29 protein-coding genes and 1 other RNA gene are annotated in these 25,120 nt (G+C 43.0%); 12 read left to right on the forward strand and 18 right to left on the reverse strand.

Annotated elements, in window-relative coordinates:
* Nucleotide 1 precedes the first annotated feature (1 nt).
* From KPL72_RS07000 to KPL72_RS07010, 3 genes are all read left to right on the forward strand, one after another.
* A complete protein-coding gene (locus KPL72_RS07000) occupies nt 2-982 on the forward strand; it encodes a YbgA family protein (RefSeq protein ID WP_219702294.1) in 981 nt (326 codons plus the stop codon).
* A gap of 14 nt (nt 983-996) precedes the next feature.
* Nucleotides 997-2,409, forward strand: coding sequence for a deoxyribodipyrimidine photo-lyase (gene phrB / locus KPL72_RS07005; RefSeq protein ID WP_219702295.1), 1,413 nt, complete (start codon nt 997-999; stop codon nt 2,407-2,409).
* A 153-nt stretch (nt 2,410-2,562) separates the two neighbouring features.
* The gene (locus KPL72_RS07010) at nt 2,563-3,051 is read left to right on the forward strand and encodes a MarR family winged helix-turn-helix transcriptional regulator (RefSeq protein WP_212918005.1); all 489 of its coding nucleotides are present in this window, start codon (nt 2,563-2,565) and stop codon (nt 3,049-3,051) included.
* 215 nt (nt 3,052-3,266) lie between these two features.
* Here KPL72_RS07010 and dapB read toward each other — a convergent pair whose 3' ends face one another.
* The 3 genes from dapB to pomA form a co-directional block, all read right to left on the reverse strand.
* Entirely contained in the window at nt 3,267-4,067 is an 801-nt protein-coding gene (gene dapB / locus KPL72_RS07015; protein ID WP_212918004.1) for a 4-hydroxy-tetrahydrodipicolinate reductase, read from the reverse strand.
* Between the two features lie 137 nt (nt 4,068-4,204).
* The gene (locus KPL72_RS07020; RefSeq protein ID WP_219702296.1) at nt 4,205-5,197 is read right to left on the reverse strand and encodes a flagellar motor protein MotB; all 993 of its coding nucleotides are present in this window, start codon (nt 5,195-5,197) and stop codon (nt 4,205-4,207) included.
* A 26-nt stretch (nt 5,198-5,223) separates the two neighbouring features.
* A complete protein-coding gene (gene pomA / locus KPL72_RS07025) occupies nt 5,224-5,979 on the reverse strand; it encodes a flagellar motor protein PomA (protein WP_212918002.1) in 756 nt (251 codons plus the stop codon).
* A 174-nt stretch (nt 5,980-6,153) separates the two neighbouring features.
* On the opposite strand from pomA, the gene KPL72_RS07030 reads away from it, so the two are divergent.
* From KPL72_RS07030 to dxs, 3 genes are read left to right on the forward strand one after another with little or no spacing between them, the layout of a single operon-like run.
* Nucleotides 6,154-6,396 carry an exodeoxyribonuclease VII small subunit gene (locus KPL72_RS07030; RefSeq protein ID WP_212918001.1) on the forward strand — a complete coding sequence of 81 codons (243 nt, stop codon included), beginning with the start codon at nt 6,154-6,156 and terminating at the stop codon, nt 6,394-6,396.
* Nucleotides 6,393-7,286, forward strand: a complete 894-nt coding sequence (locus tag KPL72_RS07035) for a polyprenyl synthetase family protein (protein ID WP_219702297.1) — start codon at nt 6,393-6,395, stop codon at nt 7,284-7,286. The genes KPL72_RS07030 and KPL72_RS07035 overlap by 4 nt, the downstream gene beginning before the upstream one ends.
* Before the next feature lie 50 nt (nt 7,287-7,336).
* Nucleotides 7,337-9,214 (forward strand): 1-deoxy-D-xylulose-5-phosphate synthase, encoded by a 1,878-nt coding sequence (dxs, locus tag KPL72_RS07040; protein ID WP_219702345.1) that lies wholly within the window; start codon nt 7,337-7,339, stop codon nt 9,212-9,214.
* Between the two features lie 36 nt (nt 9,215-9,250).
* Here the strand turns inward: dxs and KPL72_RS07045 are convergent, their stop codons facing one another.
* The 4 genes from KPL72_RS07045 to KPL72_RS07060 form a co-directional block, all read right to left on the reverse strand.
* Nucleotides 9,251-9,583 carry a YnfA family protein gene (locus KPL72_RS07045; protein WP_219702298.1) on the reverse strand — a complete coding sequence of 111 codons (333 nt, stop codon included), beginning with the start codon at nt 9,581-9,583 and terminating at the stop codon, nt 9,251-9,253.
* A 30-nt stretch (nt 9,584-9,613) separates the two neighbouring features.
* Nucleotides 9,614-10,057, reverse strand: coding sequence for a GNAT family N-acetyltransferase (locus KPL72_RS07050; RefSeq protein ID WP_219702299.1), 444 nt, complete (start codon nt 10,055-10,057; stop codon nt 9,614-9,616).
* Between the two features lie 215 nt (nt 10,058-10,272).
* Nucleotides 10,273-10,734 (reverse strand): DMT family transporter, encoded by a 462-nt coding sequence (locus KPL72_RS07055; RefSeq protein WP_219702300.1) that lies wholly within the window; start codon nt 10,732-10,734, stop codon nt 10,273-10,275.
* Nucleotides 10,735-10,745: 11 nt separating this feature from the next.
* Nucleotides 10,746-11,174 carry a DMT family transporter gene (locus KPL72_RS07060; RefSeq protein ID WP_219702301.1) on the reverse strand — a complete coding sequence of 143 codons (429 nt, stop codon included), beginning with the start codon at nt 11,172-11,174 and terminating at the stop codon, nt 10,746-10,748.
* Nucleotides 11,175-11,263: 89 nt separating this feature from the next.
* On the opposite strand from KPL72_RS07060, the gene KPL72_RS07065 reads away from it, so the two are divergent.
* A complete protein-coding gene (locus KPL72_RS07065) occupies nt 11,264-12,211 on the forward strand; it encodes a LysR family transcriptional regulator (RefSeq protein ID WP_219702302.1) in 948 nt (315 codons plus the stop codon).
* A 79-nt stretch (nt 12,212-12,290) separates the two neighbouring features.
* On the opposite strand, the gene KPL72_RS07070 is transcribed toward KPL72_RS07065, so the two are convergent.
* From KPL72_RS07070 to KPL72_RS07085, 4 genes are all read right to left on the reverse strand, one after another.
* Nucleotides 12,291-12,737, reverse strand: coding sequence for a hypothetical protein (locus KPL72_RS07070; RefSeq protein ID WP_219702303.1), 447 nt, complete (start codon nt 12,735-12,737; stop codon nt 12,291-12,293).
* Nucleotides 12,738-12,777: 40 nt separating this feature from the next.
* Nucleotides 12,778-13,167: a T6SS immunity protein Tdi1 domain-containing protein gene (locus KPL72_RS07075; protein WP_212917994.1), complete on the reverse strand. Its 390-nt coding sequence runs from the start codon at nt 13,165-13,167 to the stop codon at nt 12,778-12,780.
* Nucleotides 13,157-13,549 carry a rhomboid family intramembrane serine protease gene (locus tag KPL72_RS21185; RefSeq protein ID WP_219702304.1) on the reverse strand — a complete coding sequence of 131 codons (393 nt, stop codon included), beginning with the start codon at nt 13,547-13,549 and terminating at the stop codon, nt 13,157-13,159. Before KPL72_RS21185 ends, KPL72_RS07075 begins: the two co-directional genes overlap by 11 nt.
* A gap of 428 nt (nt 13,550-13,977) precedes the next feature.
* Nucleotides 13,978-14,403, reverse strand: coding sequence for a DUF7282 domain-containing protein (locus tag KPL72_RS07085; protein ID WP_219702305.1), 426 nt, complete (start codon nt 14,401-14,403; stop codon nt 13,978-13,980).
* A gap of 409 nt (nt 14,404-14,812) precedes the next feature.
* Here KPL72_RS07085 and KPL72_RS07090 point away from each other — a divergent pair, with 409 nt between their 5' ends.
* From KPL72_RS07090 to KPL72_RS07100, 3 genes are all read left to right on the forward strand, one after another.
* Nucleotides 14,813-15,817, forward strand: coding sequence for an ABC transporter substrate-binding protein (locus KPL72_RS07090; protein WP_219702306.1), 1,005 nt, complete (start codon nt 14,813-14,815; stop codon nt 15,815-15,817).
* Nucleotides 15,818-15,902: 85 nt separating this feature from the next.
* A complete protein-coding gene (locus KPL72_RS07095) occupies nt 15,903-16,805 on the forward strand; it encodes an ABC transporter permease (protein ID WP_219702307.1) in 903 nt (300 codons plus the stop codon).
* Nucleotides 16,795-17,982, forward strand: coding sequence for a quaternary amine ABC transporter ATP-binding protein (locus KPL72_RS07100; protein WP_219702308.1), 1,188 nt, complete (start codon nt 16,795-16,797; stop codon nt 17,980-17,982). The genes KPL72_RS07095 and KPL72_RS07100 overlap by 11 nt, the downstream gene beginning before the upstream one ends.
* Nucleotides 17,983-18,085: 103 nt before the next feature.
* On the opposite strand, the gene KPL72_RS07105 is transcribed toward KPL72_RS07100, so the two are convergent.
* The 7 genes from KPL72_RS07105 to prfB form a co-directional block, all read right to left on the reverse strand.
* A complete protein-coding gene (locus KPL72_RS07105) occupies nt 18,086-18,850 on the reverse strand; it encodes an anti-sigma factor (RefSeq protein ID WP_219702309.1) in 765 nt (254 codons plus the stop codon).
* Complete coding sequence (locus KPL72_RS07110) at nt 18,847-19,416, reverse strand: sigma-70 family RNA polymerase sigma factor (RefSeq protein ID WP_212917988.1); 570 nt, start codon at nt 19,414-19,416, stop codon at nt 18,847-18,849. The genes KPL72_RS07105 and KPL72_RS07110 overlap by 4 nt, the downstream gene beginning before the upstream one ends.
* Nucleotides 19,417-19,485: 69 nt before the next feature.
* Nucleotides 19,486-19,902 (reverse strand): hypothetical protein, encoded by a 417-nt coding sequence (locus KPL72_RS07115; protein WP_212917987.1) that lies wholly within the window; start codon nt 19,900-19,902, stop codon nt 19,486-19,488.
* A 47-nt stretch (nt 19,903-19,949) separates the two neighbouring features.
* The gene (locus tag KPL72_RS07120) at nt 19,950-20,426 is read right to left on the reverse strand and encodes a prolyl-tRNA synthetase associated domain-containing protein (protein WP_212917986.1); all 477 of its coding nucleotides are present in this window, start codon (nt 20,424-20,426) and stop codon (nt 19,950-19,952) included.
* Nucleotides 20,427-20,548: 122 nt separating this feature from the next.
* Complete coding sequence (hisC, locus tag KPL72_RS07125; protein WP_212917985.1) at nt 20,549-21,610, reverse strand: histidinol-phosphate transaminase; 1,062 nt, start codon at nt 21,608-21,610, stop codon at nt 20,549-20,551.
* A gap of 111 nt (nt 21,611-21,721) precedes the next feature.
* A complete protein-coding gene (gene lysS, locus KPL72_RS07130; protein ID WP_219702310.1) occupies nt 21,722-23,224 on the reverse strand; it encodes a lysine--tRNA ligase in 1,503 nt (500 codons plus the stop codon).
* 49 nt (nt 23,225-23,273) lie between these two features.
* Nucleotides 23,274-24,369 (reverse strand): peptide chain release factor 2 gene (prfB, locus tag KPL72_RS07135; protein WP_212917983.1). Its coding sequence is split into 2 segments (ribosomal slippage): nt 23,274-24,296 and nt 24,298-24,369, totalling 1,095 coding nucleotides; the frame shifts between segments, so codons are not numbered across the junction.
* A 144-nt stretch (nt 24,370-24,513) separates the two neighbouring features.
* Here prfB and KPL72_RS07140 point away from each other — a divergent pair.
* Entirely contained in the window at nt 24,514-24,813 is a 300-nt protein-coding gene (locus tag KPL72_RS07140; protein WP_012068846.1) for a cell division protein ZapA, read from the forward strand.
* Nucleotides 24,814-24,942: 129 nt separating this feature from the next.
* Nucleotides 24,943-25,120, forward strand: a non-coding RNA gene (ssrS, locus tag KPL72_RS07145) — 6S RNA.

Consider the following 25,120-nt stretch of genomic DNA (forward strand, 5'->3'; position numbering starts at 1 on the left):
CATGCCACATTCTCAACCATCACCAGATCAGTTAACACATAAGATTCCTGTCGGAATTAGCGCCTGTTTATTAGGTGAAAATGTACGATATAACGGCGGACATAGCCATTCTGATTATTGCGACAAAGTACTCAGCCATTATTTTGATTATCAAAAATTTTGCCCAGAAGTGGCCGCAGGGTTTGGTACACCTCGCCCAACTCTGCGCCTAGAAGGCAATCCAGACGAACCAAGAATGGTCTTCAGCAAAAATTCTGAAGAAGATGTTTCTGAGGTATTCATGGCGGCATCTAACAAATATTTGGAAAATCTATCACATTTGGATGGCTACATCTTGATGAAAAAATCCCCAAGCTGCGGCATGGAACGTATAAAGGTTTATCAAGAAAACGGTCACCCTCACATGCAAAGAAGTGCAGGACTTTTTACCAAAGCACTACAACAACGCTATCCATTATTACCAGTGGAAGAAGACGGTCGTTTAAATGACCCAGCGTTACGAGAGAATTTTTTATTGCGCGTTTTCACTCACCATGATTTTCGTCACAGTATGGGCGAAGACGCTCAAATGAAAGACCTTATTGCTTTCCATAGCCGTTATAAATATATGGTCATGGCGCATTCTCAACCGATTTATCGCAAGCTAGGACGTATGCTTTCAGGTAATGACCCAAGACCCTTTAACGAATTAAAAACAGCGTACTTTGAAATTTTGATGACAACCCTGTCAAAACCAGCAGAGCGTAAAAATCACTGTAATGTGCTCATGCATCTTGTGGGTTACTTAAAACATGCGGTGGATGTGTCCGTTCGAAAAGATATTTTGGATGTAGTTGAGCAGTACCGTCGTGGCGAAGTGAATCTTGCCACGCCTGTCACCTTGCTCCATCACTACCTAAAACATTACGGCAGTGAATACATCAATGAGCAAAGCTATTTCATCCCCTATCCATCGCCTCTTGGCATCCGTAATACGGTTTAAGGTAACGCAATAGAATGAAGATTACACATCTGGTTTGGTTAAGAAACGACCTTCGCTGTCTAGATAATCCGGCTCTTTATTTTGCTTCTTTAGAAGCGAATTCAGCTAAAGAAGGCATTGCCGTTATAGTCACTCCCACACCAAAACAATGGGCACAGCATAACGAATCAGACGCTAAGAATGGGCTTCGTGCTGGGCTAATCAAAAACCTAGCAAAGACGTTGGCAACGCTTGGCATTCCAATGCATGTCCTTGAGACAGATACCTTTGATCAGCTTCCAAATGCCATCACAGAATATTGTCTCAGTAATAATATCAAACACCTTTGGTTCAACCGTGACCTACCTATTCACGAGCAACAGCGCGATCAAGCGGTATGCGAACAATTACAGCAACACCAGATAAGCACTCACATTCAGGCAACAGATATTATTGTTCCGCAAGATGTGCTCAGCCAGCAAGGCACACCATTCAAGGTCTTCACACCATTCTTTAATCGATGGATTGCCATGCTTGCTCAGCAAGATATAACCCCCCTACCAACGCCTGATCCACAGGCTAAAGCCTTGCCAGAACCCAGTTTGGACCTAACGTGGGAAAAGCCCTTCCGAGAGGATTTATGGCCTGCTGATCACGACACAGCCAGGCAAAAACTTTGGCAATTTTGTCACCACAAAGAACGTCATTACCAAGAAGGTAGAGACTATCCTATTGAGCCAGCCACCAGTACTTTATCGCCCTATCTTGCACTAGGCGCTTTAGGTCCAAGACAATGTCTGGAAGCGATTTTCTACACGTGTAGTCAAGAGGAAAGACGCTGGCAAGACAGTATTTGGTTAAAGGAGCTTGCATGGCGTGATTTCTATCGTCAGCTAATGGCGCATTTTCCTTTTCTTTGTAAGAGCCAACCGTTCAAGCCAGAAACAAACGCATTAATTTGGCGGCAAAACGAGGAAGAGTTTCAGGCATGGTGCGAAGGCAGAACAGGTTTTCCTATTGTTGATGCGGCCATGCGTCAGCTTAACCAAACGGGTTGGATGCACAATCGTTTAAGAATGGTGGCTGCTAGCTTCTTTACCAAGCTAATGTTTGCCGACTGGCGCAGAGGCGAAGCCTATTTTATGAGCAAATTAATTGACGGTGAATTCGCTGCCAACAATGGCGGCTGGCAATGGAGCGCATCAACTGGCTGTGATGCTGCCCCCTACTTCCGAGTCTTCAATCCAACCAGACAATCGCAGACCTATGATAAAAACGGCGATTTCATCCGTCGCTTTGTGCCTGAACTCGCCAAACTAGATGCAAAATCCATTCATGACCCTAAGCCAGAACAAAGAAAACAATGCCATTACCCAGAGCCAATTATCGATTATAAACCAGCTAGATTAGCCGCTATCGCTGCATTCGATGAGCTAAAAGAACGTTAAGCTAGGTGTGTTTTTCTAGTGGCTATTTCGAAAATATTGGCAAAATGGAAAAACACACCTATACTTTGAACTGTAATATTTCTCAAACTAAGCTTTTACAGATCAAAACAAAATCATATAATCCGTAAAATTTTTTTGGATTAATTAATAGCTATGCCAGACTCACCACAACACTTACACGATGTTCTTGTCCACTTACGACGCATTATTCGTGCCACGGATTTACAATCAAAACGCGTTGTAAAAGCCTGTGGATTAACGATTCCGCAAATCATGGTGCTTCGTTCTATTGAAGAACTAGGCGACGTTACTGTGCGAAAAATTTCCGACAGTGTGTCCCTAAGTCAAGCAACTGTGACGACCATATTGAATCGCTTAGAAGATAGAAAATACGTGGAACGAGTTCGAGGGCAAAAAGACAAGCGTATCGTCAATGCTCGGTTAACGACCACAGGTATGGAAATTCTTAAAACCACACCGCCGTTGTTGCACGAGAAATTCATTGATGAATTCGACTCACTAGAAGGCTGGGAGCAAACTCAAGTTCTTGCATCCTTACAACGCATTGCGATGATGATGGATGCAGAAAATCTAGACGCTGCACCTTTACTAGATATCAATTCACCCGATGCATCAGTTTAAAATTAAAAATAGATAAAAAAATGGCCGCAAATTTGCGGCCATTTTTGTTTAAATCAGGTTTATCATTCTATTATTTTTGAGACATTTTCACGATGTCACGAGCAAAGGCAAGACGAGGCAAAAACAGACGAAAAAACGGAGTTTATGGGTTATAAATGAGTATTTTGAGTCTGTTTTTAACAAAGTATTGCCGAGCACAGTAATCGTGAAAAGTATCACTTCAGATTAAGTACATCCTGCATATCATACATACCAGCCGACTTACCCTCCAACCAGCTTGCTGCACGCACCGCCCCCTTCGCGAAAGTCATACGACTACTTGCCTTGTGAACAATCTCAATACGCTCACCTTCGGTAGCAAACCACACGCTGTGCTCACCAACTACGTCACCAGCACGGATGGTTTCAAAGCCGATTTCTTTTTGAGTACGAGCGCCAGTCTGACCTTCACGGCCGTAAACAGCACATTCTTTCAAATCACGACCCAATGCTTCTGCAACCACTTCACCCATTCGCAATGCCGTACCAGAAGGAGAGTCAACTTTGTGACGGTGATGCGCTTCTACTATCTCCACATCATACTCATCGCCCAAAATCTTCGCGGCAGTAGCAAGCAACTTAAGGGTCAAATTCACGCCAACACTCATATTAGGTGCAAAAACCACCGGTGACTGCTGAGCAGCTTCGTTTAACTTGGCTTTTTCAGCATCGCTTAAACCCGTTGTCCCGACAACGATGGCTTTTTGCTGTTTAGCACAAAAAGCGGCATTCTCTAAAGTTAACGTCGGTGTGGTGAAGTCAATCAAAACATCAAAATCATTCACACAATCAGCCAGTGAAGCTACAGCTGCAACCCCCAACTTACCAACTCCAGCAATCTCGCCAGCATCAGCACCAACCAAGCTACTGCCCGGTTTTAAAATGGCTGCACCTAAAGATACACCTTTGGCATCATGAATGGCGGTGATTAGATTTTTTCCCATGCGCCCTGATGCGCCAATGACTGCTACTCGCATTTATCTACTTCCTCAATTTTGTCTGCGCAAACCATAGCAAAAATTCACTTGAATCTCAGCATTAAAAATCAATAAGACATATCTCGAAGCATAAAAAAGGAGCCGACGCTCCTTTTTTATGGCAATAGAAAAATTGATTAAAATATTTCGTTTGGTTTCAATTCTTCAACCATATTTCTATCAAACTCAATAACCCCATCTGAAGGTATCTCATCCACCGTATTACGCATTTTGGGACGAGAGGTGTCATTTTGCTTAATAACAATCTCTACACGTCGGTTGGTAGCACGATGCGCAGACGTATCATTAGGGACCAAGGGGCGAGTATCAGCATAACCTGTTACGGCAAATCGACCTTGATCAAGCTGCCCTGTCGAAAATAGTTCCTCAGCGACAGAAATAGCTCGAGCCGATGACAATTGCCAGTTAGAACGGAAACGCCCGCTTCCTATTGGCACATTATCAGTATGTCCTTCAACAGAAATAGTACCTTGAATTCCAACCAACACATCACGAATCAAATCAATCACCGGAATGAAGTCATAATTTAATTCAGCAGAACCCGACTCAAACGAGCCCTGATCCTTAATCCGAATCGTAATGGTCTGCTCTTGGGTTTCAATCTCCACCGTGCCTTTGGAGATCTCTTCCCGCATCACTGAGGCAATCATTTGAGCATCACCTTCTGTTTCTTGAATTTTCTTCTCTTTTTCAAGGTCTGCATGAGATTTATCAACAAAGGTAACAGGCGAAGGTGAACCAGAGTTACTTTGCTCTTTAAGCTCGGCATCACCGGGCTTGCAAATAACCTCTAACGTATTCTCTGGCGTACTGTCTGCTTTTTGCTTGATTTCATTGATCGGCGTAGGCTCAGGGCGCCCTGGACTAAATTCCTGAGCAATAACTGAGGTTCCCATTGGAATAGACTCAGCTTCTACTTCACGCTGCACACCAAATGCCACTTTCAATGACCCTGCAATTTGCTTGAACTTGATAACGTCCATTTCAGCGAAAGACAGTAAAAGTACAAAGAAACACATCAATAAAGACATGAGATCCGCAAAGGTTCCCATGTAAGCAGGTAAACCCTCTACACATTCGGGGCAATCTGACTCTTCTTCATCACTCATTATCGAATCCGTTTACAACAAAAATATTATTCACGCTCAGTTCGCTTACCTTCCGCTATGTACGTCTTCAGTGCGCCATCCAAAATACGTGGGTTCTGACCAGACTGAATAGCAAGCAAAGCATCCAAAATCAACTTCTGACAGGTCAATTCTTCATCAGCACGAATATTTAACTTCGCCTGTATAGGTAAACACACCATGTTAGCTAACATGGCACCATAAAGCGTAGTCAGCAAGGCAACCGCCATTGCAGGACCGATTGCTTTTGGGTCCGACATGTTTGCCAACATCTGCACCAAACCAACCAATGTCCCTATCATTCCCATCGCCGGACCAACATCACCAAAAGCTTTAAAAACCTTCGCTCCAGCGCTATGGCGGTAATAAGATTGGTTCATATCTTTAGACAACTGGCTTCTCACGACATTGCCATCATGACCATCCACTAGCATTTGAATGCCTTTTGATAAAAAAGGATGGCTGACTTCTTTGCCTTCTAGTGAAAGCAAACCACCTTTACGCGCTTCATCCGCTAAACCGTAGATCTCATCGATCAATGTGTCTAATGGAATGCTTTTAAACATAAAGGCTTTTGCAGCAACTTTACCAGCACTAAGAAATTGACTTAAAGGATATTGCATCAACACAACAAAGGTAGATCCAACTAATACAATCAGCGTTGACGCGGTGTCTATAAACATCCCTGCTGATCCACCAACAAATATGGCGGCAATAATTACTATAAAAGATCCAACAAGTCCTATTAACGTTGCGATATCCACACACGTCTCCTAACAAAAAAGCTATAATGCGACCGATACATTTTAATGATTCTATACGAAACAAAGCGGAAGAATGACATCTTCTTACATGATTTTTGTAATTTTCGTTAACACGCCCTCGAACAGTAGGTCATTTTCTGTTACAAAACGTAGGTTCAAACAAGAGTAATCATCATGTCCCGTAAAACCAATGTCCGTCATTTTGAAGAAAACCTCAGTGAATTAGACTCGCTTGTCACACAACTTGAATCCAATCAGCTATCTCTTGAAGAGGCACTAAAAGCCTTTGAAAAAGGCGTTAAGCTTAGTCAAGAATGTCAGTCCGTTCTCACCCAAGCTGAACAAAAAGTTCAAATACTGCTGGAAAAACAAGATGGTGAGCACCTAGAAACTTTTGATCCGGAATTAAATTCGTGAATTTAGACGATTTTTCTCAATACGCTCGCCATAGAGTTGATGATTACCTTACACAAAGTTTAAGCCAATACGAACCCGCTACACACTTACAAAGCGCTATGGCATACAGTCTCTTTAACGGTGGCAAGCGCATTCGTCCTATGTTGACCTATGCCGCAGCATCCTTATTTGGCGAGGCAAATGATCTTACTGACGCCAGCGCCGCTGCGATTGAATCTATCCACGCCTATTCTTTGATTCATGATGACCTCCCAGCAATGGATGATGATGACCTACGTCGTGGTAAACCGACTTGCCACATAAAGTACGACGAAGCGACCGCTATACTGGCTGGAGACGCATTGCAGACTTTTGCCTTTGAACTATTGAGCGATTCAAAACACCAAAACATCAAAGTACAACTACAATTAATTCAAGAACTCGTTCAAGCTTCTGGCCGTCATGGTATGGTTACAGGACAAATGATTGATCTAGCCAATGTGGGCAAAAACATCAACATTGATGAATTAGAACAAATGCATCAACATAAAACGGGCGCACTTATACGAGCCAGTATTCGTATGGGCGCCATCAGCACCTCTGCTAATAGTAGCGCCATATGCGAAGCGGATTTTGCGGCTCTAGATACTTATGCTGCAGCGATTGGCTTGGCGTTTCAAGTTCAAGACGACATCATTGATATCACCAGTGACACAGCAACACTGGGCAAAACCCAGTTCTCTGATGAAGAGGCAAACAAACCAACTTACCCTAAACTGCTTGGTTTAGAAGGCGCTCAAGCTCTTGCTAAGAGTCTGCATGAACAAGCCATTACAGCAATTTCACCATTTGGAGACGCAGCTCAGCCTTTAGTTGAGCTTGCGAACTATATTATTGGTCGTAACCACTGATATACTTACCCGCTTTTTTAGACTAATTAAATGTGACCAAACCTGTGCCGATGTTCGAAGAGATACCTACCGCGCGACCTGACACGCCGCTGCTTGATCAAGTCAACTCACCTGCTGACTTGCGTGCCTTTAAAAAAGAGCAATTGCCCACGCTTGTCCGCGAATTACGAGAATTTATGCTTTATAGTGTCGGACAAACTGGCGGTCACTTTGGCGCGGGTCTTGGCGTCGTAGAACTGACTGTTGCCCTTCATTATTTATACAACACGCCAGAAGATCGCATTGTTTGGGATGTTGGCCATCAAGCCTACCCGCATAAAATTTTAACCGGGCGCCGTGAGGCTTTGCTAAATATTCGCCAAGAAAGCGGCATATCCGGTTTTCCAAAACGCGATGAAAGTGAATACGATACGTTTGGTGTTGGTCATTCCAGCACGTCGATTGGCGCAGCACTTGGTATGTCTCTCGCTGCGCGACAACTAAAAACCGGCCGTAAGGCTGTTGCTATCATTGGCGATGGTGCAATGTCTGCAGGTATGGCATTCGAAGCACTTAATCACGCAGGTGATGTGAAAGCTGACATGTTGGTCATTTTAAATGACAACGAAATGTCTATCTCGAAACCTGTTGGCGCTTTATCCAGTTATTTTGCTCGAATTTGGGCAAGTAAAACCTACGACAATATTCGTAAAGGCGGACAAAAAGTCTTTTCCGGGCTGCCTTCCGCGCTCGAGCTAGCACGTAAAGCCGAAGAACACATGAAAGGCATGGTATCGCCGGGCATGATGTTTGAAGAGTTGGGGTTTAACTATATCGGACCGATTGATGGCCACGATATGGACCATTTATTAACCACCATTGCTAACTTAAAAGATCGTTCAGGCCCTCAGTTCTTGCACGTCATTACTAAGAAAGGCAAAGGCTTTGAGCCAGCTGAAGGCGATCCAATCGGCTATCACGCTATTAACAAGATCGAGCCCGATCCGAAACCGAACGTAGAGAAAAGCAAACTACCGAAATATTGTAATGTCTTTGGTAAATGGGTATGTGATGCGGCAAAACAAGACAATAAGCTTGTGGCTATCACACCAGCCATGAAAGAAGGCTCAGACCTCATTGAATTTGCTGACCGCTTTCCTGAACGTTACTTCGATGTTGCTATCGCAGAGCAACACGCAGTGACATTAGCCGCTGGCATGGCATGTGATGGCGTTAAACCCGTTGTCGCAATTTACTCGACTTTTCTGCAACGCGCTTACGATCAGCTTATCCACGATGTCGCTTTGCAAAACCTTGATGTTTTATTCGCCATTGACCGAGCAGGATTAGTCGGTGAAGACGGTCCAACTCATGCTGGCGTTTACGATTTAAGCTACCTTCGTTGCATTCCAAACATGGTTGTTATGGCGCCTTCTGATGAAGACGAATGCCGTAAAATGCTACAAACAGGCTACGAATACAAAGGCCCCGCTGCCGTGCGTTATCCGCGAGGAACTGGTCAAGGTGTCGACATTGAGTCAAGATTAAGCACTCTTGAGATAGGCAAATCTCGTACGCTACGAACTGGGCAATCTGGCATTGTCATCTGCGGTTTTGGTCGCCCTACTTACGATGCACTAAAAGCAGCGGATAAGTTAGACGCAACTTTGATCGACATGCGCTTTGTTAAACCAATTGATGAGAAAGCGCTACTGGCTCATTGTGATGCAAAACTTATCGTGACCGTTGAAGAGAACGCCATCATGGGCGGAGCAGGTTCAGCAGTGAGTGAGTTCCTAATTGCGAACAACATAAACATTCCAACGCTTCACCTTGGTCTTCCAGATCAATATGAAGAACATGCTAGCCATGCTTCCATGCTAAAACGTGTAGGGTTGGACGCAGAAGGCATTCAAAAAGCCATCGAAAAGAAGCTGAACTCGCTATAAAAGCTTCCAAGGCTAAATCTAAGCCACGGTCTGTCGTTATGCAGTCCGTGGTGCAAACATAATAATTGCCATTCCCAAAAGCGCCACAGCAGAACCAAGCATATCCCAAGTGGTTGGACGAACTCCGTCAACCACCCACAGCCATAAAACAGCCACGAAGATATAAACACCTCCATAAGCCGCATAGACTCTGCCTGATGCTGTCGGGTGTAACGTCAGCAGCCAAGCAAATAGCGCCAGACTTAACGCCGCTGGCACTAACAACCAGATTGTTTTGCCTTCACGCAACCAAAGGTAAGGTAAATAGCAGCCAACAATCTCTGCCAGTGCTGTCAGCATAAAAAGACCTATTATTTTTAACTCAGGCAAAGAAACATCCCCTTATTAACTTAATACATATCAAAGTTGTAAACTCATAGGCACAAAACGAATACCATTAAAATCAGCCTCACTTCCTGTTGCTTCAAACCCATAAGATTCATAAAAGCCAACCGCATTCACTGAAGAGCGCAGGCTGATTTCTTTAGCTTCTGACGTATCTAATAAAGCACTAAGGAGTCGCTTTCCTATTCCCTGACCTTGCACTGATTTAGAAACAAATAAATGAGTAAGATAATTGCCATCGCGTAACGCACCAAAACCAACAATTTCTCCTGCACAAACGGCTTTAAGAGTCTGAAAACGTTCTATATCAAACGTTGTTACGATATCTGGCAAAACACGCGCTTTGTACTCAGCCTTACCTTGATCATTAAAATTAGGCAACACATCCACAGCAGATACTTGGCCAATAAAGTGCTTAACAAGTTCCAAATCAGCTATATCAACTTTCTGAATATCCATTTCTACTCCGTAATTACTGACTTTATAGTCGGCAGTGTTTCGCCAAAAATGCCAGTTTACAAGCTAAATGCAAAATACAGAACGCAGTTCGGAGACTTTTATTGAGACAGCTCAATTGAGAAGGCTTCTCGTGATGAACTAGTAAAGACAAAAATAGCCTAGCCAATCTATTGATTATAGACCGGCTAGGCCATTAAAAATGAAATGATGGTTTATTAAGCGGCTTTTGCGATGCGCTTATTACTCAGATAAATCATTGTGATAGCGCCAATCAATAATAAAATGGCAACATACCGATTACTGTCTAATGGAATAATATTATTATTTAACCAACCAAAATGATCGATGATCAAACTCATAATCAACTGACCAGAAATGGTACACACTGTCGCCGCTGCGATACCAATTTTAGGCACAACAAACACCACTATCAACATGTACATTACGCCAAATAAGGCCCCGATAAGCTGCCATTTAGGCGCACTAAAAAGAGTGACTTCATGATTTGGTTCAAAGAAGAAAAACAATAAGAACGAGATAGCGAAACCAATCACAAAAGTCAGCCAAGCACTGGCTATTACGCCAACACTATTACCAAGACGTCCATTAATTGAAGATTGTACAGACAGGGCAACACCACCCAATATCAACATAAAAACTGCGAAAAATACGGTCATACTATTTGCTCCTAACTCAAAAGCCAAAGGGCAACAACAATCATCACCACGGCCAAAATTCGATACAGATCAATCCCGCGTTTTTCACTGCCTAACAAACCATAATGATCAATCACCAGACTCATGCCGATTTGCCCTAACAAAACACTGGTCATTGTCATACCGACACCAATAATCGGTGTCGCTATGGTGAGGAATACCACATAAATAGGGCCCAACACGCCGCCGGTCAGTAACCATTTAGGCTGCTTGAATAGTTCAGACAAATTAGGCTTGGCAAAGAAAATCATAATCAATGACAACAATATCGAACCAATCATAAAAATCGCTAGCGTGGCTGAAAAGTGCCCGACTAACTCACCTAAAGGCCCTAAGAGTCCAGCCTCAATAGACAACCCCATACCCGCAGCTAACACTAGGAGATAAACAATTATTTGCATACGTTTCATTCCACTCGTTTTCGTTGCGGGCATTCTTCATTAGTGCTTAAATTAAATCAATAACACAAATAACAAGTGATAATTGCATTATGAGCATCAAACCTCTTAGGGTTTTTCTTTCCGTTGCCAAAACAGGTAGCTTTGTTGCGGCAGCGCGCGAGTTGGATTTACCGCCCTCTTCTATCTCTCGATACATTTCAGCCTTGGAAGAAGAGCTTGGCCAGCGGCTATTTTATAGGAACACCCGCGCAGTAAAACTAACTGAAGTGGGCGCCTATTATTTCGCCGAAGTAAGAGAAGCATTAACGAGTTTAGACTTGGCGACAGAGCATGCCAAAGGCTCTCTCCTTACGCCACAAGGTAACTTAAACATTAATGCGCCGGTTTCATTTGGCCGCTTACACTTGTCCAAATTAATCTGCCAGTTTCAACAACACTATCCAGACATTAATGTTGAGTTGATGCTAACCGATGCCTATGTGGATCCCGTGGCAAATGGGTCAGATATTGTTATTCGCATTGGCGGTTTTGAAGACTCTAGCCTGAGTTACCAAGCCATCGCAGACGAGCAATTTGTACTGTGCGCAGCGCCAAGTTATCTTGAAAATATAAAAGAAAAAATCGATAGTCTATCTCAGCCGAAGCAACTGCTTGATTTAAACTGTTTGGTTTATAAAGGAAATAACGGGCGTCGTAACTGGTTCTTCCGACAAGAAGACAAGACCTCATTTGAGTACATTGAAGTCACTGGCAACCTATGCAGCAATAATGCGGATATCTTGGTACAAGCAGCCTTAGCAGGCCAAGGAGTTATCTTATTTCCACGCTGGTTGGTGTTTCAGCATTTGGCGTCTGGGGAATTGGTCGCCTTGCTAGAACACTGGGAAGGATCGGAAAAAGATACTCAACAAAGTATTTACGCCCTCTATCCTGGAAATCGAATGAAGTCATCAAAGGTCGTGTATTTTCTCGACTTTATGGCTGATTTTTTTGGCCGTTCACATCCATACTGGGATAAAACGCTTAATGAGCTATAAAGCCAGCTATGTCCCATAACTGACCTTTGCTAACTTATTAAGTAGACAGCAGCGGAGAAATACACAAAGCGCCAACACTCTACTTACGGTTTTCACCTTCAAAATAAGAGTGAAGTAGCTGAACGGGAAAACCGCAAGAAGAAGAGAGCCTGGAAAAGAAGTCATCCAAATAAATACGATCTTCAGCTGAATTTTTTACATGGTCTGTTTTTCGCACATAAAGAGTCCATGCGATATCAAGATAGTCAGGAAATCGAGACTGCCCATCTAAATCTTGATTGGGATAAATATCAAAGTACCACCGAGGAACTTCCTTCATAAATTGGCGATAACAATAGGCATAACGCTTTTCACCTTCAGGATTGTCCGGATCTCGAATGGCTCTCGGCTCGGTTTTATACATTTTCCGATAATTAAGCGACACTAAAAACTGATTGATATTTTGAACCAGTTTTTTCTCATCCTCTAATCGACAATAAATTCCGTACTCATAGGCTTCCATAGAAGAGCTCCCTTCAGTATTCATAACTCAGCCCATCAGCCTTGATGGGCCATTATTAATAAATTTAACCGTTTAACGCCGTATTCAACAAAATATCCAAATGGACTACTGCATTGCCTTTATCACCACTATCCACTGAGTCTGACCCACCTAATCGTAAAGCAGGCGTATAAAAATACATCTCATCAACAGCCAATGGGCCTTTTAATGCTTGGATGGCCTCTACTTTACTTTTGACAAAAAAGTCATTAATAACGTCTTGGTCGCAACACCAGTCATTGAAGAAATCCACAGCATCCCAAGCAAGGGCGCCCGTGTCGGAGGTATGAGGATCAATAAATGAAACATCTTCAATCACCTCATCATCACCTTCTTCGTTTAACAAACGATAATATAAAATATCGCCAAAAGCGGTTATCGCTATAGGAAGGCGAGTCATATTCTCATCGGTCATTAACCATCCCAAAAGATTCTCTACATATTTGCCGTAACCGACAATATAGAATAGCCCCTGCAGCACCTAAACCAAATATGCCCCCAGACATACCACTTTCTACTACATCACCTGAGTAAAACAGAATAGACAAGTTTGACACCATGCAACTGATAAAAAGAACCAGTAGAAAACGTTTTGCTCCCACTCGGCGTTCATAGAGTGACGACAAACCTAACCCCAAAATATTACCCAAAAAATGCACAAAGTCGGCGTGAATAAATATATTGGTGAAAACTCGGTAAGGGGAAGACAAAAATATATCGGCATCATTAATGAGTGAATATTGAAAGTAGTCAAGTTCATTAACAACAAAATCAAAGTCAGTGGTAACGTAGAACACCAAAATTTATTTTTTCTATTTCATCAAATCGAAAGAAGTCCATACTTTTAAACTTGCCAAGATAGCTCAATTTAAAAAAATATATGCCACTCTCACTTACACCTATCATGTAAGATTTCATACTTAGAACAAAAAAAAGGACCTATTAGAAAGAAATAGCAATATTTTTGGTGGGCTAATAGCTTGAAAAAAACCTTTAAAGACATCGCCATCATTCAGATTATTCTCGATATAATGCTGAGCTTGTTCCTTGTTCATAACACATCCTATCTTATGATATACAATCCTTAACATGAGCGCGGGAACTCATACACAACATTTTAGATAGTCGTAAATCCCTCTCATATATTCAGCCTATTTTACTTATATGCATAAGAAAAAAAAGGGCAGATGCGAACTCACCAGCCCTTATTGACTAATCTTCTACATTATTTTGCTTTGATCACGTCCATCACCAGCTTGCCGTCTACTTTGATTGGGCCATCTTCTTTCGCGCCCAAGGTATATTCAAAAATACCTGTTTTCATGCCACCAGCTTCGCCATGCAACATCAGCATTAGCATTTCACCAGACTTAACAGGTTCAGTAAGAATCGCTGCCACATCATGATTTTCGCCTTTTTTAAGTGGCGCATAAGCTACCACAGGACCAGGCTTCATCGCCTTATCTGTACGATGAACAACCAACCAACCATTGCTCTCAGCCATTATCATGTCGGCACTGACAGTTCCGCCCGAGACATCCTGATCACTGCCTTTAACTGCAAGTTTACCGCTCATTCCACCAGCTAACGTAACACCAGTCATTGTCAAAATACCTAAACCAAGCGCAATACGTGAAAATGTATTTTTCATAATAAACCTCTAAATTGTGTCTTATTGAGTAGTATTTTCTTTTTACACTCATAGTTACGAGCACACTTGAAAAAGGTTTCAGCAAATAAGTGTTTTTAAAAATTATTTTTTACACTTGAAAATAAATGCCAACTAATCACACATGTGACGTAAAAATTCTTCTAATTAGGAGAAGGCTTGAACCCGACAAAAACACAATTCACACATCTAATTTAGACACAAAGCTTCAAATACTCAGTGTATCTTTTTCACTTAAAAAGCAACCAAATCAAGCATATTGGATGCATTCAATCACAACTAAAATGATTAAAAATTTGAAATGTAATAATTAGATATGTAAGTTAATAGTCAACTTCCTATAAAAAAAACCAAAATTCTTTGATAAAAATCATCACTAAAGGACACAATTATGAAAAGTAAATTACTACTTTCTGTTGCCCTGACTCTGGGAGCTTCAGGAGCATTCGCGGCTCACCACGAATGCGGAAAAGTGACCATAGCAGACATGAACTGGAGCTCGGCTTCACTGATTGCTAACATTGATAAGTTCATTCTAACCAATGGCTTTGGTTGCGATGCAGAATTAGTACCAGGTGATACTATGCCAACAGGTACATCAATGATTGAAAAAGGCCAGCCAGACATTGCACCAGAACTTTGGACGAACTCCTTCAATGACTTATTGAACCAAGGTGTTGATGAGGGTCGCTTAAAACTCGCTGGTAAGTCTCTATCTGACGGTGGTGAAGAAGGTTTCTGGGTTCCTGCTTACATGGTTGAAGAAGACCCAGAACTTGCCACTATAGAAGGGGTGATCAAACACGCAAAAGAATTCCCACACCCTGAAGATGATAACGTATCTGGCTTCTACGGCTGTCCTGCAGGTTGGGGTTGTCAGATTTCCAGTTCTAATTTATTTCGAGCCCTAAAATTGAAGGAAGAAGGGTTTGAATTGATCGACCCAGGTTCTGGCGCGGGTCTAGCCGGTTCTATCGCCAAAGCTTATGAGCGTAAAGCACCATGGTTTGGTTACTACTGGGCGCCAACAGCTGTGCTAGGTAAGTACAAAATGGTTAAGGTCGACTTTGGCTCAGGTGTAAAAACAGAGGAATTTATAAACTGTATTGCGCTAGCAGACTGTTTAGAGCCAAAAGTGTCCATGTACCCACCTTCTCCAGTCTACACAGTTACCACTGACGAGTTCGCTGACAAATCACCAGAAGCATATGACTACCTAGGCAAACGCTCTTTCACTAACGAGCAAATGAATGGCCTACTTGCTTGGATTGAAGAAAATCAGGCGGATGGCCAATATGCCGCTGAAAACTTTATGTTTGAGCATGAGGATGTCTGGTCTAAGTGGGTCAGCGCGGATGTAAAAAACAAACTTATGACAGCACTAGATAACCTCTAAGCTTGCCATATGACATTCATATCACGAGTAAGGCCTTTCCTTGCTCGTGATTTTTTCCTACCTGATATAACCGAAAGAAAATACTATGGCTGATCAATCTTGGCTTACTGAATTTCCCGATATGAGCCGCAGAGAACTTCTGGGAATACGAAAAACACTGGATGGCGCATACCGAGATTTTTCACGCGCTTATGGTGATCAAATCGAAGCGTTCTTCGACCCTCTACTGAGTTTCCTAGTGTGGTTTGAAAACTTACTGCTAAATACACCTTGGTGGTTAGTATTGGGGGTTTTAGCTGGCTTAGTATATTTCATGAGCCGATCTTGGAAGCTTTGTGTTGGTGTCTCTGTCTCCTTATTAGCCATTGGCTATTTTGGCATGTGGGATAATACGATGCGAACGCTCAGTATTATTACCGTTTGTACCTTCTTGGCCATAGTCATAGGCATTCCCGTGGGAATCATGATGGCACGCTCAAATCGAGCGCAGTCCATCATCACCCCCTTTTTAGACATAATGCAGACCATGCCAGCCTTTGTATATTTAATTCCTGTCGTAATGCTATTGGGTATAGGCAAAATCCCAGGGGTCATCGCAGTGGTAATTTACGCTATACCGCCCGTCATTCGCTTAACCAATTTGGGTATTCGCCTAGTACCGCACGAAACCTTGGAAGCGGCGACAGCATTTGGAGCAACTCCAACACAACGTCTGTTTAGAGTTCAGCTACCACTCGCCATGCCAACGATTATGGCTGGTATCAACCAAACCATTATGATGGCACTCGCCATGGTCGTTATCGCTTCCATGATTGGCGTAAAAGGTCTTGGACAGCCCGTTTTAAAATCCATCACTAATCAATATTTTACCCTAGGCTTATTGAATGGATTAGCGATTGTAGCCCTCGCTATCATGTTTGACCGCGTATCTCAAAGCTATGCAAAGCGCACACAAAAACATCTTAGAGGCGACCACAATGGAAAATAATTCAACTCCACTTATTGAAATTGAATCCCTCACTCAAATCTTTGGCAATACCCCAGAAAAGGTATTACCAAAGGTGAATGATGGTATGAGCAAAAGCGATGTGCTCGCTACCACGGGTCACACAGTTGGCTTACGCGACATAAATCTCTCGGTTAATCGCGGTGAAATTTTTGTCATCATGGGACTATCAGGGTCTGGCAAATCCACCTTGATTCGTCACTTTAACCGCTTGATCGACCCAACAGCCGGTAAGATAAAAGTGGAAGGCGAAGACATTCTAACCCTAAGCCCAAAAGAGTTAATTCAATTCCGTCGCCATAAGATGTCCATGGTATTCCAACATTTTGGCTTGATGCCTCACCACTGCGTCCTCGACAATGTAGGTTACGGCTTATCAATTCAAGGGAAAAAACCTAGTATTTGGAAAAACAAAGCCAAACAATGGCTCGAAGTCGTAGGTCTGGAAGGCTACGAAGATCAATACCCTTCTCAACTGTCTGGCGGTCAGCAACAGCGGGTGGGGTTAGCACGAGCCCTGTGCACAGACGCTGAAATCCTTTTAATGGACGAGGCTTTTTCAGCGCTTGATCCACTGATCCGCTATGAGATGCAGACTCAGTTAATCGAACTACAAGGCAAACTGCAGAAAACCATCATTTTTATTACCCATGATCTAGATGAAGCATTACGCTTAGGTGATCGCATTGCCGTACTAAAAGACGGAGAAATGATTCAGGTCGGTACGTCTGAAGATATTATTTTAAATCCAGTCGATGACTATGTAAGAGATTTTGCCAAAGACGTAAACCGCGCCAAGGCTTTAAAAGTTAAGCATATTATGGAGCGAAGCAAGAACAGAGTCATAGATTGCGATTCTGCAGAAGGCTTAGCCGATGCGTTCAAAAAACATGACATCTTGGTTTGGACCAAAAGCAACCAGCTGCAAGGTGTGGTCAGTAAAAATCGTCTAGCGGCTTACCAAGCTGGTCGTATCGATTCACCACTTTTACATCAAAGTAGTGTGAAAGAGAAAGACTACTTACAAACCGTGTTACCGATCGCCCTTTTAGCAGACCATCATTTGTTGCCAGTGCTAGACAGTGACAACCAAGTTATTGGCTGTCTTTCAAATGATGCCATTGCAGAAGTATTAAGCCCAAGTTTTGACGCCGCTTGACGCAAAACTTTGCTCAAAAAAAGATGATACTGATTACTAATGAGCCCTAGCTACCTGCTGGGGCTGTTTTTTAGTTCAACTTTGCGCCACCACGATTCCTTCATCACAAAGACGTTGGATATAGCCTACCGTGAATGGCTGGCCCAGTTGGTACTCCGGTTGGAGAACCGCCTGCAGGCTCAACACTGATTCCAAACGTTGCATGACGAATCACCGCCGGATCGTAATTAATTTGCTTTTGAATTGGCGAAGCCACATTCGCCAACAAACCTAAAGATCGCGGTGTTGGCCCAATTTCATCCGCTTTAATCCACAACTGATAGGTTTTCCCCTCTGCCTGTCCTTGTGCACTAACAGGGCGAACAGTAAGCTGACGAGTGTCAATATCCAGTGACATAATAAAAGCAGGTTGTTTATCGTCCGCTTGAAAAACCGCAACAAAAGGTGCATTAGCCTGAACGACTGGCGCAACTGGTGGTTTAATGACCATAAACACAGCAAGACACGCGGCAATAGCAGAGGCGCCAAATGCAGTAAACCGCCAGCGCTTTAGCTTTGCACGCATCGCTTCCATTTCGACAACAACGGTTGAAGCGGCTAAGTTTAGCGAATCATTGCTCAAAGATTTTTTATCAGTTTGTTGATCGAGCTTAGCTAAAATCTCATCAAACAAACCTACCCTTGGCTCTGCATCCTGCACATAGTCGTTTAGCCCAGCAAGGTGTACTTGCCAGTTTACAATAGCTTGCTCGAGCAAAGGATCATTCGCACGTCGTGCTTCTACCGCGTCGCGCTCATCTTTATCCAAAGTACCCAGTACATACTCTGCAGCTAATGTGTGAATGGATGTTTCTTCGTCGTTATTCATAAGTTCATACAACCTTGCAGCTGTTTGATGCTGCGATGAAGCCAAGTTTTAATAGTACCTAAAGGCTGTTCAAAACGCTCAGCAAGCTCTTGACGGGAACAACCATCAAGGTATGCAGCCTTTATCATTTGTGCACGAGGCGATTCAAGACCAGCCAAGCAAGACTCAAGCTTTAATAAATCTCGGCTCTTGCTAAAAGAATCATCTGGCGCCATAGAGTCATCTACGATTAAATCAAAATCCACATCCGTATCACTGCTTGGCAATTGGTTTTTCCGCACTTCATCAATGGTACGATTACGTGCAATGGTTGCCATCCAAGTAATGGGTGACGCAAGGTTCGCATCAAAACTCGAGGCTTTATCCCATATTTTAAGATAAACCTCTTGCAACACCTCTTCGGATACCGCCTGATTCTTCAAGATACGATAAACAATGCCAAAAAGTTTCCGATAAGTTACTTCATACAGTTCAGAGAAGGCTGAACGATCTTCTTTTGCCACTCGAATCAGTAAATTTGCCAAGGATTCCGTGGTGTGCTGTTCCGCTAATAAAGATTGATTCATAAGACTCGCATCGATTAGGTACCCACTTCGTAAGATGTCAGTATTACACTATTTTTGCTCAAACCCAATTCAAGAAACTATAACTTCAATAAACCACTTTGGCTGCATATCCTCGAAGTCTGTTCGAATATTGGCAGGTAAGTAACTGGCGGAATCTAGCACAAAAGCTTTGCCATCAACTCGCTTAAACACCACCCAATGCCAGAAGTCTTTACCTGCTTCTTGGTGGTGTTTAATAGCAAGCAAAGCTAAATCTGGCAGAGTGCTCCATGATGCAAAAGGAATCTCTTCGGTCGATGTTTTCACGTCAACAGCAGACAGCATTTCTCTAACATACTGGGTATCCGACCAAAGAGATTTATCATCCGCATAAATTCCCATCGCATTGGCAGAGGCTTTCATTTGTGAATAGGTTTTACCCAAAATATTCGCCACAGCAGCGATACCACATCCTGTGGTTTCTTCTTGTATTACAGGGCCCAGCATCTATAACTCCTTGAACATATTAAACTTCCAGAAAACCAGTTAAACATTTAAAGCTTAATGATCTTACTCACCCTCCCCAAATGCTCAAACAACGTTTTAATATCACTAAGCTTAATAACCAAGGTAGAGGTATTCACCAAGGGGTGACACTGTAATGCCTCGGATTGCCATATATCTTGATCAACAATGAGTTCGACGAAACCATCTGGGTCATTAATGACGCCCAAGATAGACACTGAACCAGGCTTTGTACCTAGGTACTTATCTAGGCGTTCAGGCGAGGCAAAGCTCAACTGTTTAACATCAAGGCAGTCAGACAAAAAATTTAAATCTACTTGTTTCTCATCCGAAACAACAACTAAAAAATGTCGCTTTCCTTTGCGATCTCGTAAAAACAAATTCTTCGTTTTCGCGCCGGATATATGAGTGTTTATAAGATTGGCTTCTTCACACGTATAAACAGGGGCATGATCAAACTTCTCATATGAAATGCTCAACCCATTAAGTGTTTCAAATACATCCATAGCTCACTCTCCAGAACATTCCATAAAAACCTAGCCTAACAAAAAACTAAGAACATAAAAAAACCGCTCATTTATAAGCGGTTTTTAGGATATAGCGTTTAATACAAACTATAAATAGGCTATTACAAGGTTTTCAACGCAGCCGTTAGCGCCGCCATTTCTTCGTCAGTACCAATAGTGATGCGAAGGTAGTTGCCGATGCGTGGTTTGTTGCTACCAAAGAAACGCACAAGGATGCCCAGCTCTTTTAGAGCCAAGTAAATTTGCTCAGCATCCTTGTCTGGGTGTGTCGCGAAAACAAAGTTTGTTGCGGAAGGAATGATGTTGAATCCCAGTGCTTCAAGGTCTTCAACTGATTGCTCACGAGTGGCAATGGTTTTTTCGCAAATCTCTTTTAGATATGCTTCATCTTCCACTGCTGCAGTTGCACCAGCCAAGGCAATCCGATCAATTGGATAGGAGTTGAAGGAGTTCTTCAAACGCTCCAAACCTTCGATCAAATCTGGATGGCCCAGTGCGTAACCAACACGAATTCCTGCCAAGGCACGGGATTTAGACAAGGTTTGCACAACCAATAGATTTGGATATTGATTGATCAAAGACACGGCACTTTGTGCGCCGAAGTCCACGTAGGCTTCGTCTACCAGCACAACCACATCAGGATTCGCTTTTAGAATTGCTTCAATATCAGCTAAAGGTAAAGCTTTGCCCGTCGGCGCATTCGGGTTGGTGATAACCACACCTGACACGTCTAGGTTTTCGTAATCCGCAGGAATGATGTCGAAATCATCATTAAGCGGAATCAGTTTTGGTTCGATGCTATATAAGCCAGCGTACACTTTATAAAAGCTATAGGTGATGTCGGCAAATGCCAACGGCTTGTCTCCAGCAAAATACCCCATGAAGGCAAGCGCCAATACTTCGTCCGAGCCGTTGCCAACAAACACTTGATTAGCGTCTAGCTGATAACTTTTTGCCAAGGCGTTTTTCAGGGTCACGCAGTTTGGGTCTGGGTAAAGACGTAAACGCTCACTGACTTCTAGAGCCATCGCTTCTATAGCTTTAGGTGATGGCGAGTATGGGCTTTCGTTAGTATTTAGCTTGATGTACTTTTTGTCTTGCGGTTGTTCGCCTGGCACATAAGGGTCAAGAGAAGCAATTTTATCTGTCCAAAAACGACTCATGGAATGCTCCGTTGTACGTCATCAAAAATAGAGTATGGAAACAAAATAAGGCCTCAATTGAGGCCTTATAAATACATTAGAATTTTTTATCAGTCACTATCCGGCCTAGGATTAGTCCTGAGGCTTCATATGCGGGAACAACAATACGTCACGGATCGAAGGCGCATTGGTGAACAACATCACCAAACGGTCGATACCAATACCTTCACCAGCGGTTGGTGGTAGGCCATATTCTAACGCATTAATGTAGTCTGCATCGTAATGCATCGCTTCATCATCACCCGCGTCTTTTTCTGCGACCTGACGCATGAAACGCTCTGCTTGGTCTTCTGGATCGTTAAGCTCCGAGAAACCGTTAGCAATTTCACGACCACCAACGAAGAATTCAAAACGGTCTGTAATGAAATCATTATCATCATTACGACGCGCCAGTGGAGACACTTCCGCTGGGTACTCAGTAATGAAAGTCGGTTGATCCAATTTGTGCTCTGCGGTTTCTTCGAAAATTTCAGTCCAAAGCTTACCAAGACCCCAAATCGGTTTCACATCGATTTTTAGTTTCTTCGCAACAGCCGTCGCGCCTTCCAGCGTTTCGAGATCTGCAGCAGTCAATTCTGGATTGTAGTGCAAAATCGAATCAAGCATGCTCATACGGACAAACGGCGCACCGAAATCGTATTCAGAACCTTGGTATGTCACTTTTGTTGTACCAAGTACTTTTTCTGCAACCGTGCGCAGCATGTCTTCCGTTAGATCCATTAGATCTTTGTAGTCTGCATACGCTTGGTAGAATTCGATCATGGTGAATTCTGGATTGTGACGAGTCGAGGTACCTTCATTGCGGAAGTTACGGTTAATTTCGAACACACGCTCAAAACCACCCACAACCAAACGCTTCAAGTAAAGCTCTGGCGCAATACGCAAGTACATGCTCATATCCATGGCATTATGATGCGTAACAAATGGACGCGCTGACGCACCACCTGGAATCGTTTGCAACATTGGCGTTTCAACTTCCATGAAACGTCGATCTTCTAGGAAGCGACGAATCGTAGAGATAATTTTTGAACGCATTTGAAAAGTCTCGCGAGATTCTTCGTTTACGATCAAATCAACGTAACGCTGACGGTAACGCATTTCCATGTCAGACAAACCGTGGTGCTTGTCAGGTAATGGACGTAGAGATTTGGTTAGCAATTGCGCTTCTTGCATATCAATATACAGGTCGCCTTTGCCAGATTTGTGCACAGGACCAGAAATACCGATGATGTCGCCCAAATCCCATGTTTTTTGATCAGCCAATAGCTCAGGGCTCAAAGCTTTACGGTTTACGTAAGCTTGGATTTGACCTGTCATGTCTTGTAGCAACATGAAAGCACCGCGATTACGAATGATGCGACCAGCGATGCTCACTTTATGATCTTTCTCTTCTAGATCGGCTTTTTCTAGTTCACCGAATTCCGCTTGAAGATCCGCTGCATACGCATTTGGACGAAATGTATTTGGGTAAGCATTACGTTCTGCACGAATAGCTGCCAATTTACCGCGACGTTCTGCTACTAAGCGATTGTCGTCAGATTGTACTGTGAATTCTGTGTTATTTTCGTTAGCCATGATTTTGCTATCTACTCTTTTTCAAATGTTCTAAATAAGGAACGGCGCTTTATAGGCCTTGTTTTAAACTTGCAATAATAAACTGGTCTAAATTGCCATCTAACACAGCACCAGTATTGGAAGTTTCCACTCCTGTACGCAAATCCTTAATACGCGACGCATCCAATACGTAAGAGCGAATCTGACTGCCCCAACCGATATCAGATTTGCTGTCTTCCACAGCCTGTGCCGCTTCGGTACGCTTCATCATTTCAAACTCGTACAATTTGGCACGAAGTTGTTTCATGGCAAAGTCACGGTTAGCGTGTTGAGAACGCTGGTTTTGACATTGCACTACGATGCCCGTAGGAACGTGGGTAATACGTACCGCAGAGTCTGTGGTGTTTACGTGCTGACCACCGGCACCGGATGAACGGTAAGTATCAGTACGAATGTCCGCTGGATTAATTTCAATCTCAACGTTGTCATCGATCTCTGGTGAAACAAAGACGGACGCAAATGACGTATGACGACGGTTACCAGAGTCAAATGGAGACTTACGAACCAAGCGATGCACGCCTGTTTCAGTACGCAACCAACCAAAAGCATAATCGCCTTCAAAACGAATAGTCGCGGATTTGATTCCCGCTACGTCGCCTGCAGATACTTCCATCAGCTCAACTTTAAAGCCTTTGTCTTCACCCCAGCGCAAATACATGCGTAATAGAATGTTGGCCCAATCTTGAGCTTCGGTACCACCGGAACCTGACTGAATATCCAAGAAAGCACTGTTCTCGTCCATTTCTTTGGAAAACATGCGACGGAATTCTAACTTGGCTAATAAAGCTTCTAGCTCTTCTAGTTCAAGTTCAACCGCTTCTACGGAATCTTCGTCGTTTTCTTCTACGGCGATGTCTAGCAGCTCTTTGGAATCGTTAACACCGGATTCCATGCTGTCTAGGGTTTCAACAACGGCTTCAAGCGCAGCACGCTCTTTACCAAGTTTTTGGGCGTATTCTGGATCGTTCCAAATAGCTGGATCTTCCAGTTCACGGTTAACTTCCTCTAAGCGTTCTTTCTTTGACTCGTAGTCAAAGATACCCCCGAAGGGTTAAAGCACGAGCTGAAAGGTCTTTTATCTTAGAAAGTATCGGGTTTATTTCCATATTGGCGTCAATTTGCTATAAACAGTGTGGATAAATGTGATTCGGAATTGTAACGAATTTAGTCGCAGCATAAAATGCCATTCGCTACCCAATGATGGAAAAACAGACCATTTTTTGTGGGCCTTGCTATCAAATGGAGTCAATATGGATAAGCCAACCGTTTCAGTCGCCATACTGGGACAAAATTATAAGATAAATTGCCCTAAAGGGCATGAAGCAGATTTGAAAGAAGCTGCTGAGTATTTAAACAATCAAATGCGTGAAATCAAAGCCAGCGGAAAAATAGTCGGCCTTGAAAAAATAGCAGTACTTGCTGCATTGAATATTACTCACGATATGCTTAATAATCGAAAATACGCCCGTTCTAACGAGCAACAGTTGCGAGAACTGACGTCGCAGCTTGATGCGGCTTTAGCGCATGAAACAAAGTTGGTTAACGAATAAACATCTATGGTTTATTTCTTGATCTACTTTTTTGATTGCAAGCGTAGAACACGAATTTTCTTCATACAACGCAGAAAACGATTTGTGCTATTGAGTGATTTCTACAGTGAGTTACTTTATACTGGAATTCGTTTCCTGGGTTGTTCGAAGCGGCTTAACGCCCTTGAGCCTATGAGTAATACCCCGGAAAGAGCCTGCTGGCTTGGTGTGCATGTCCGTGCGTCGGAAAGCCTAAAGAGTCACAGTTCTTTCCACCTTGAACCACTGGGTTCAAGGCCAATAGCCGAAACGGCAACTTGGGAAACTC

Origin of the sequence: Marinomonas lutimaris (assembly GCF_019426345.1) — a bacterium.
Taxonomy (GTDB): Bacteria; Pseudomonadota; Gammaproteobacteria; order Pseudomonadales; family Marinomonadaceae; genus Marinomonas; species Marinomonas lutimaris.

What these genes read in the sequence shown, in the direction of transcription:
- KPL72_RS07000 (WP_219702294.1), top strand. Translation starts at nt 2, where the DNA reads ATGCCACATTCTCAACCATCACCAGATCAGTTAACACATAAGATTCCT.
- phrB (WP_219702295.1), top strand. Translation starts at nt 997, where the DNA reads ATGAAGATTACACATCTGGTTTGGTTAAGAAACGACCTTCGCTGTCTA.
- KPL72_RS07010 (WP_212918005.1), top strand. Translation starts at nt 2,563, where the DNA reads ATGCCAGACTCACCACAACACTTACACGATGTTCTTGTCCACTTACGA.
- dapB (WP_212918004.1), bottom strand. Translation starts at nt 4,067, where the DNA reads ATGCGAGTAGCAGTCATTGGCGCATCAGGGCGCATGGGAAAAAATCTA.
- KPL72_RS07020 (WP_219702296.1), bottom strand. Translation starts at nt 5,197, where the DNA reads ATGAGTGATGAAGAAGAGTCAGATTGCCCCGAATGTGTAGAGGGTTTA.
- KPL72_RS07030 (WP_212918001.1), top strand. Translation starts at nt 6,154, where the DNA reads ATGTCCCGTAAAACCAATGTCCGTCATTTTGAAGAAAACCTCAGTGAA.
- dxs (WP_219702345.1), top strand. Translation starts at nt 7,337, where the DNA reads ATGTTCGAAGAGATACCTACCGCGCGACCTGACACGCCGCTGCTTGAT.
- KPL72_RS07050 (WP_219702299.1), bottom strand. Translation starts at nt 10,057, where the DNA reads ATGGATATTCAGAAAGTTGATATAGCTGATTTGGAACTTGTTAAGCAC.
- KPL72_RS07055 (WP_219702300.1), bottom strand. Translation starts at nt 10,734, where the DNA reads ATGACCGTATTTTTCGCAGTTTTTATGTTGATATTGGGTGGTGTTGCC.
- KPL72_RS07060 (WP_219702301.1), bottom strand. Translation starts at nt 11,174, where the DNA reads ATGCAAATAATTGTTTATCTCCTAGTGTTAGCTGCGGGTATGGGGTTG.
- KPL72_RS07065 (WP_219702302.1), top strand. Translation starts at nt 11,264, where the DNA reads ATGAGCATCAAACCTCTTAGGGTTTTTCTTTCCGTTGCCAAAACAGGT.
- KPL72_RS07070 (WP_219702303.1), bottom strand. Translation starts at nt 12,737, where the DNA reads ATGAATACTGAAGGGAGCTCTTCTATGGAAGCCTATGAGTACGGAATT.
- KPL72_RS07075 (WP_212917994.1), bottom strand. Translation starts at nt 13,167, where the DNA reads ATGACCGATGAGAATATGACTCGCCTTCCTATAGCGATAACCGCTTTT.
- KPL72_RS07085 (WP_219702305.1), bottom strand. Translation starts at nt 14,403, where the DNA reads ATGAAAAATACATTTTCACGTATTGCGCTTGGTTTAGGTATTTTGACA.
- KPL72_RS07090 (WP_219702306.1), top strand. Translation starts at nt 14,813, where the DNA reads ATGAAAAGTAAATTACTACTTTCTGTTGCCCTGACTCTGGGAGCTTCA.
- KPL72_RS07095 (WP_219702307.1), top strand. Translation starts at nt 15,903, where the DNA reads ATGGCTGATCAATCTTGGCTTACTGAATTTCCCGATATGAGCCGCAGA.
- KPL72_RS07100 (WP_219702308.1), top strand. Translation starts at nt 16,795, where the DNA reads ATGGAAAATAATTCAACTCCACTTATTGAAATTGAATCCCTCACTCAA.
- KPL72_RS07105 (WP_219702309.1), bottom strand. Translation starts at nt 18,850, where the DNA reads ATGAATAACGACGAAGAAACATCCATTCACACATTAGCTGCAGAGTAT.
- KPL72_RS07110 (WP_212917988.1), bottom strand. Translation starts at nt 19,416, where the DNA reads ATGAATCAATCTTTATTAGCGGAACAGCACACCACGGAATCCTTGGCA.
- KPL72_RS07115 (WP_212917987.1), bottom strand. Translation starts at nt 19,902, where the DNA reads ATGCTGGGCCCTGTAATACAAGAAGAAACCACAGGATGTGGTATCGCT.
- KPL72_RS07120 (WP_212917986.1), bottom strand. Translation starts at nt 20,426, where the DNA reads ATGGATGTATTTGAAACACTTAATGGGTTGAGCATTTCATATGAGAAG.
- hisC (WP_212917985.1), bottom strand. Translation starts at nt 21,610, where the DNA reads ATGAGTCGTTTTTGGACAGATAAAATTGCTTCTCTTGACCCTTATGTG.
- lysS (WP_219702310.1), bottom strand. Translation starts at nt 23,224, where the DNA reads ATGGCTAACGAAAATAACACAGAATTCACAGTACAATCTGACGACAAT.
- KPL72_RS07140 (WP_012068846.1), top strand. Translation starts at nt 24,514, where the DNA reads ATGGATAAGCCAACCGTTTCAGTCGCCATACTGGGACAAAATTATAAG.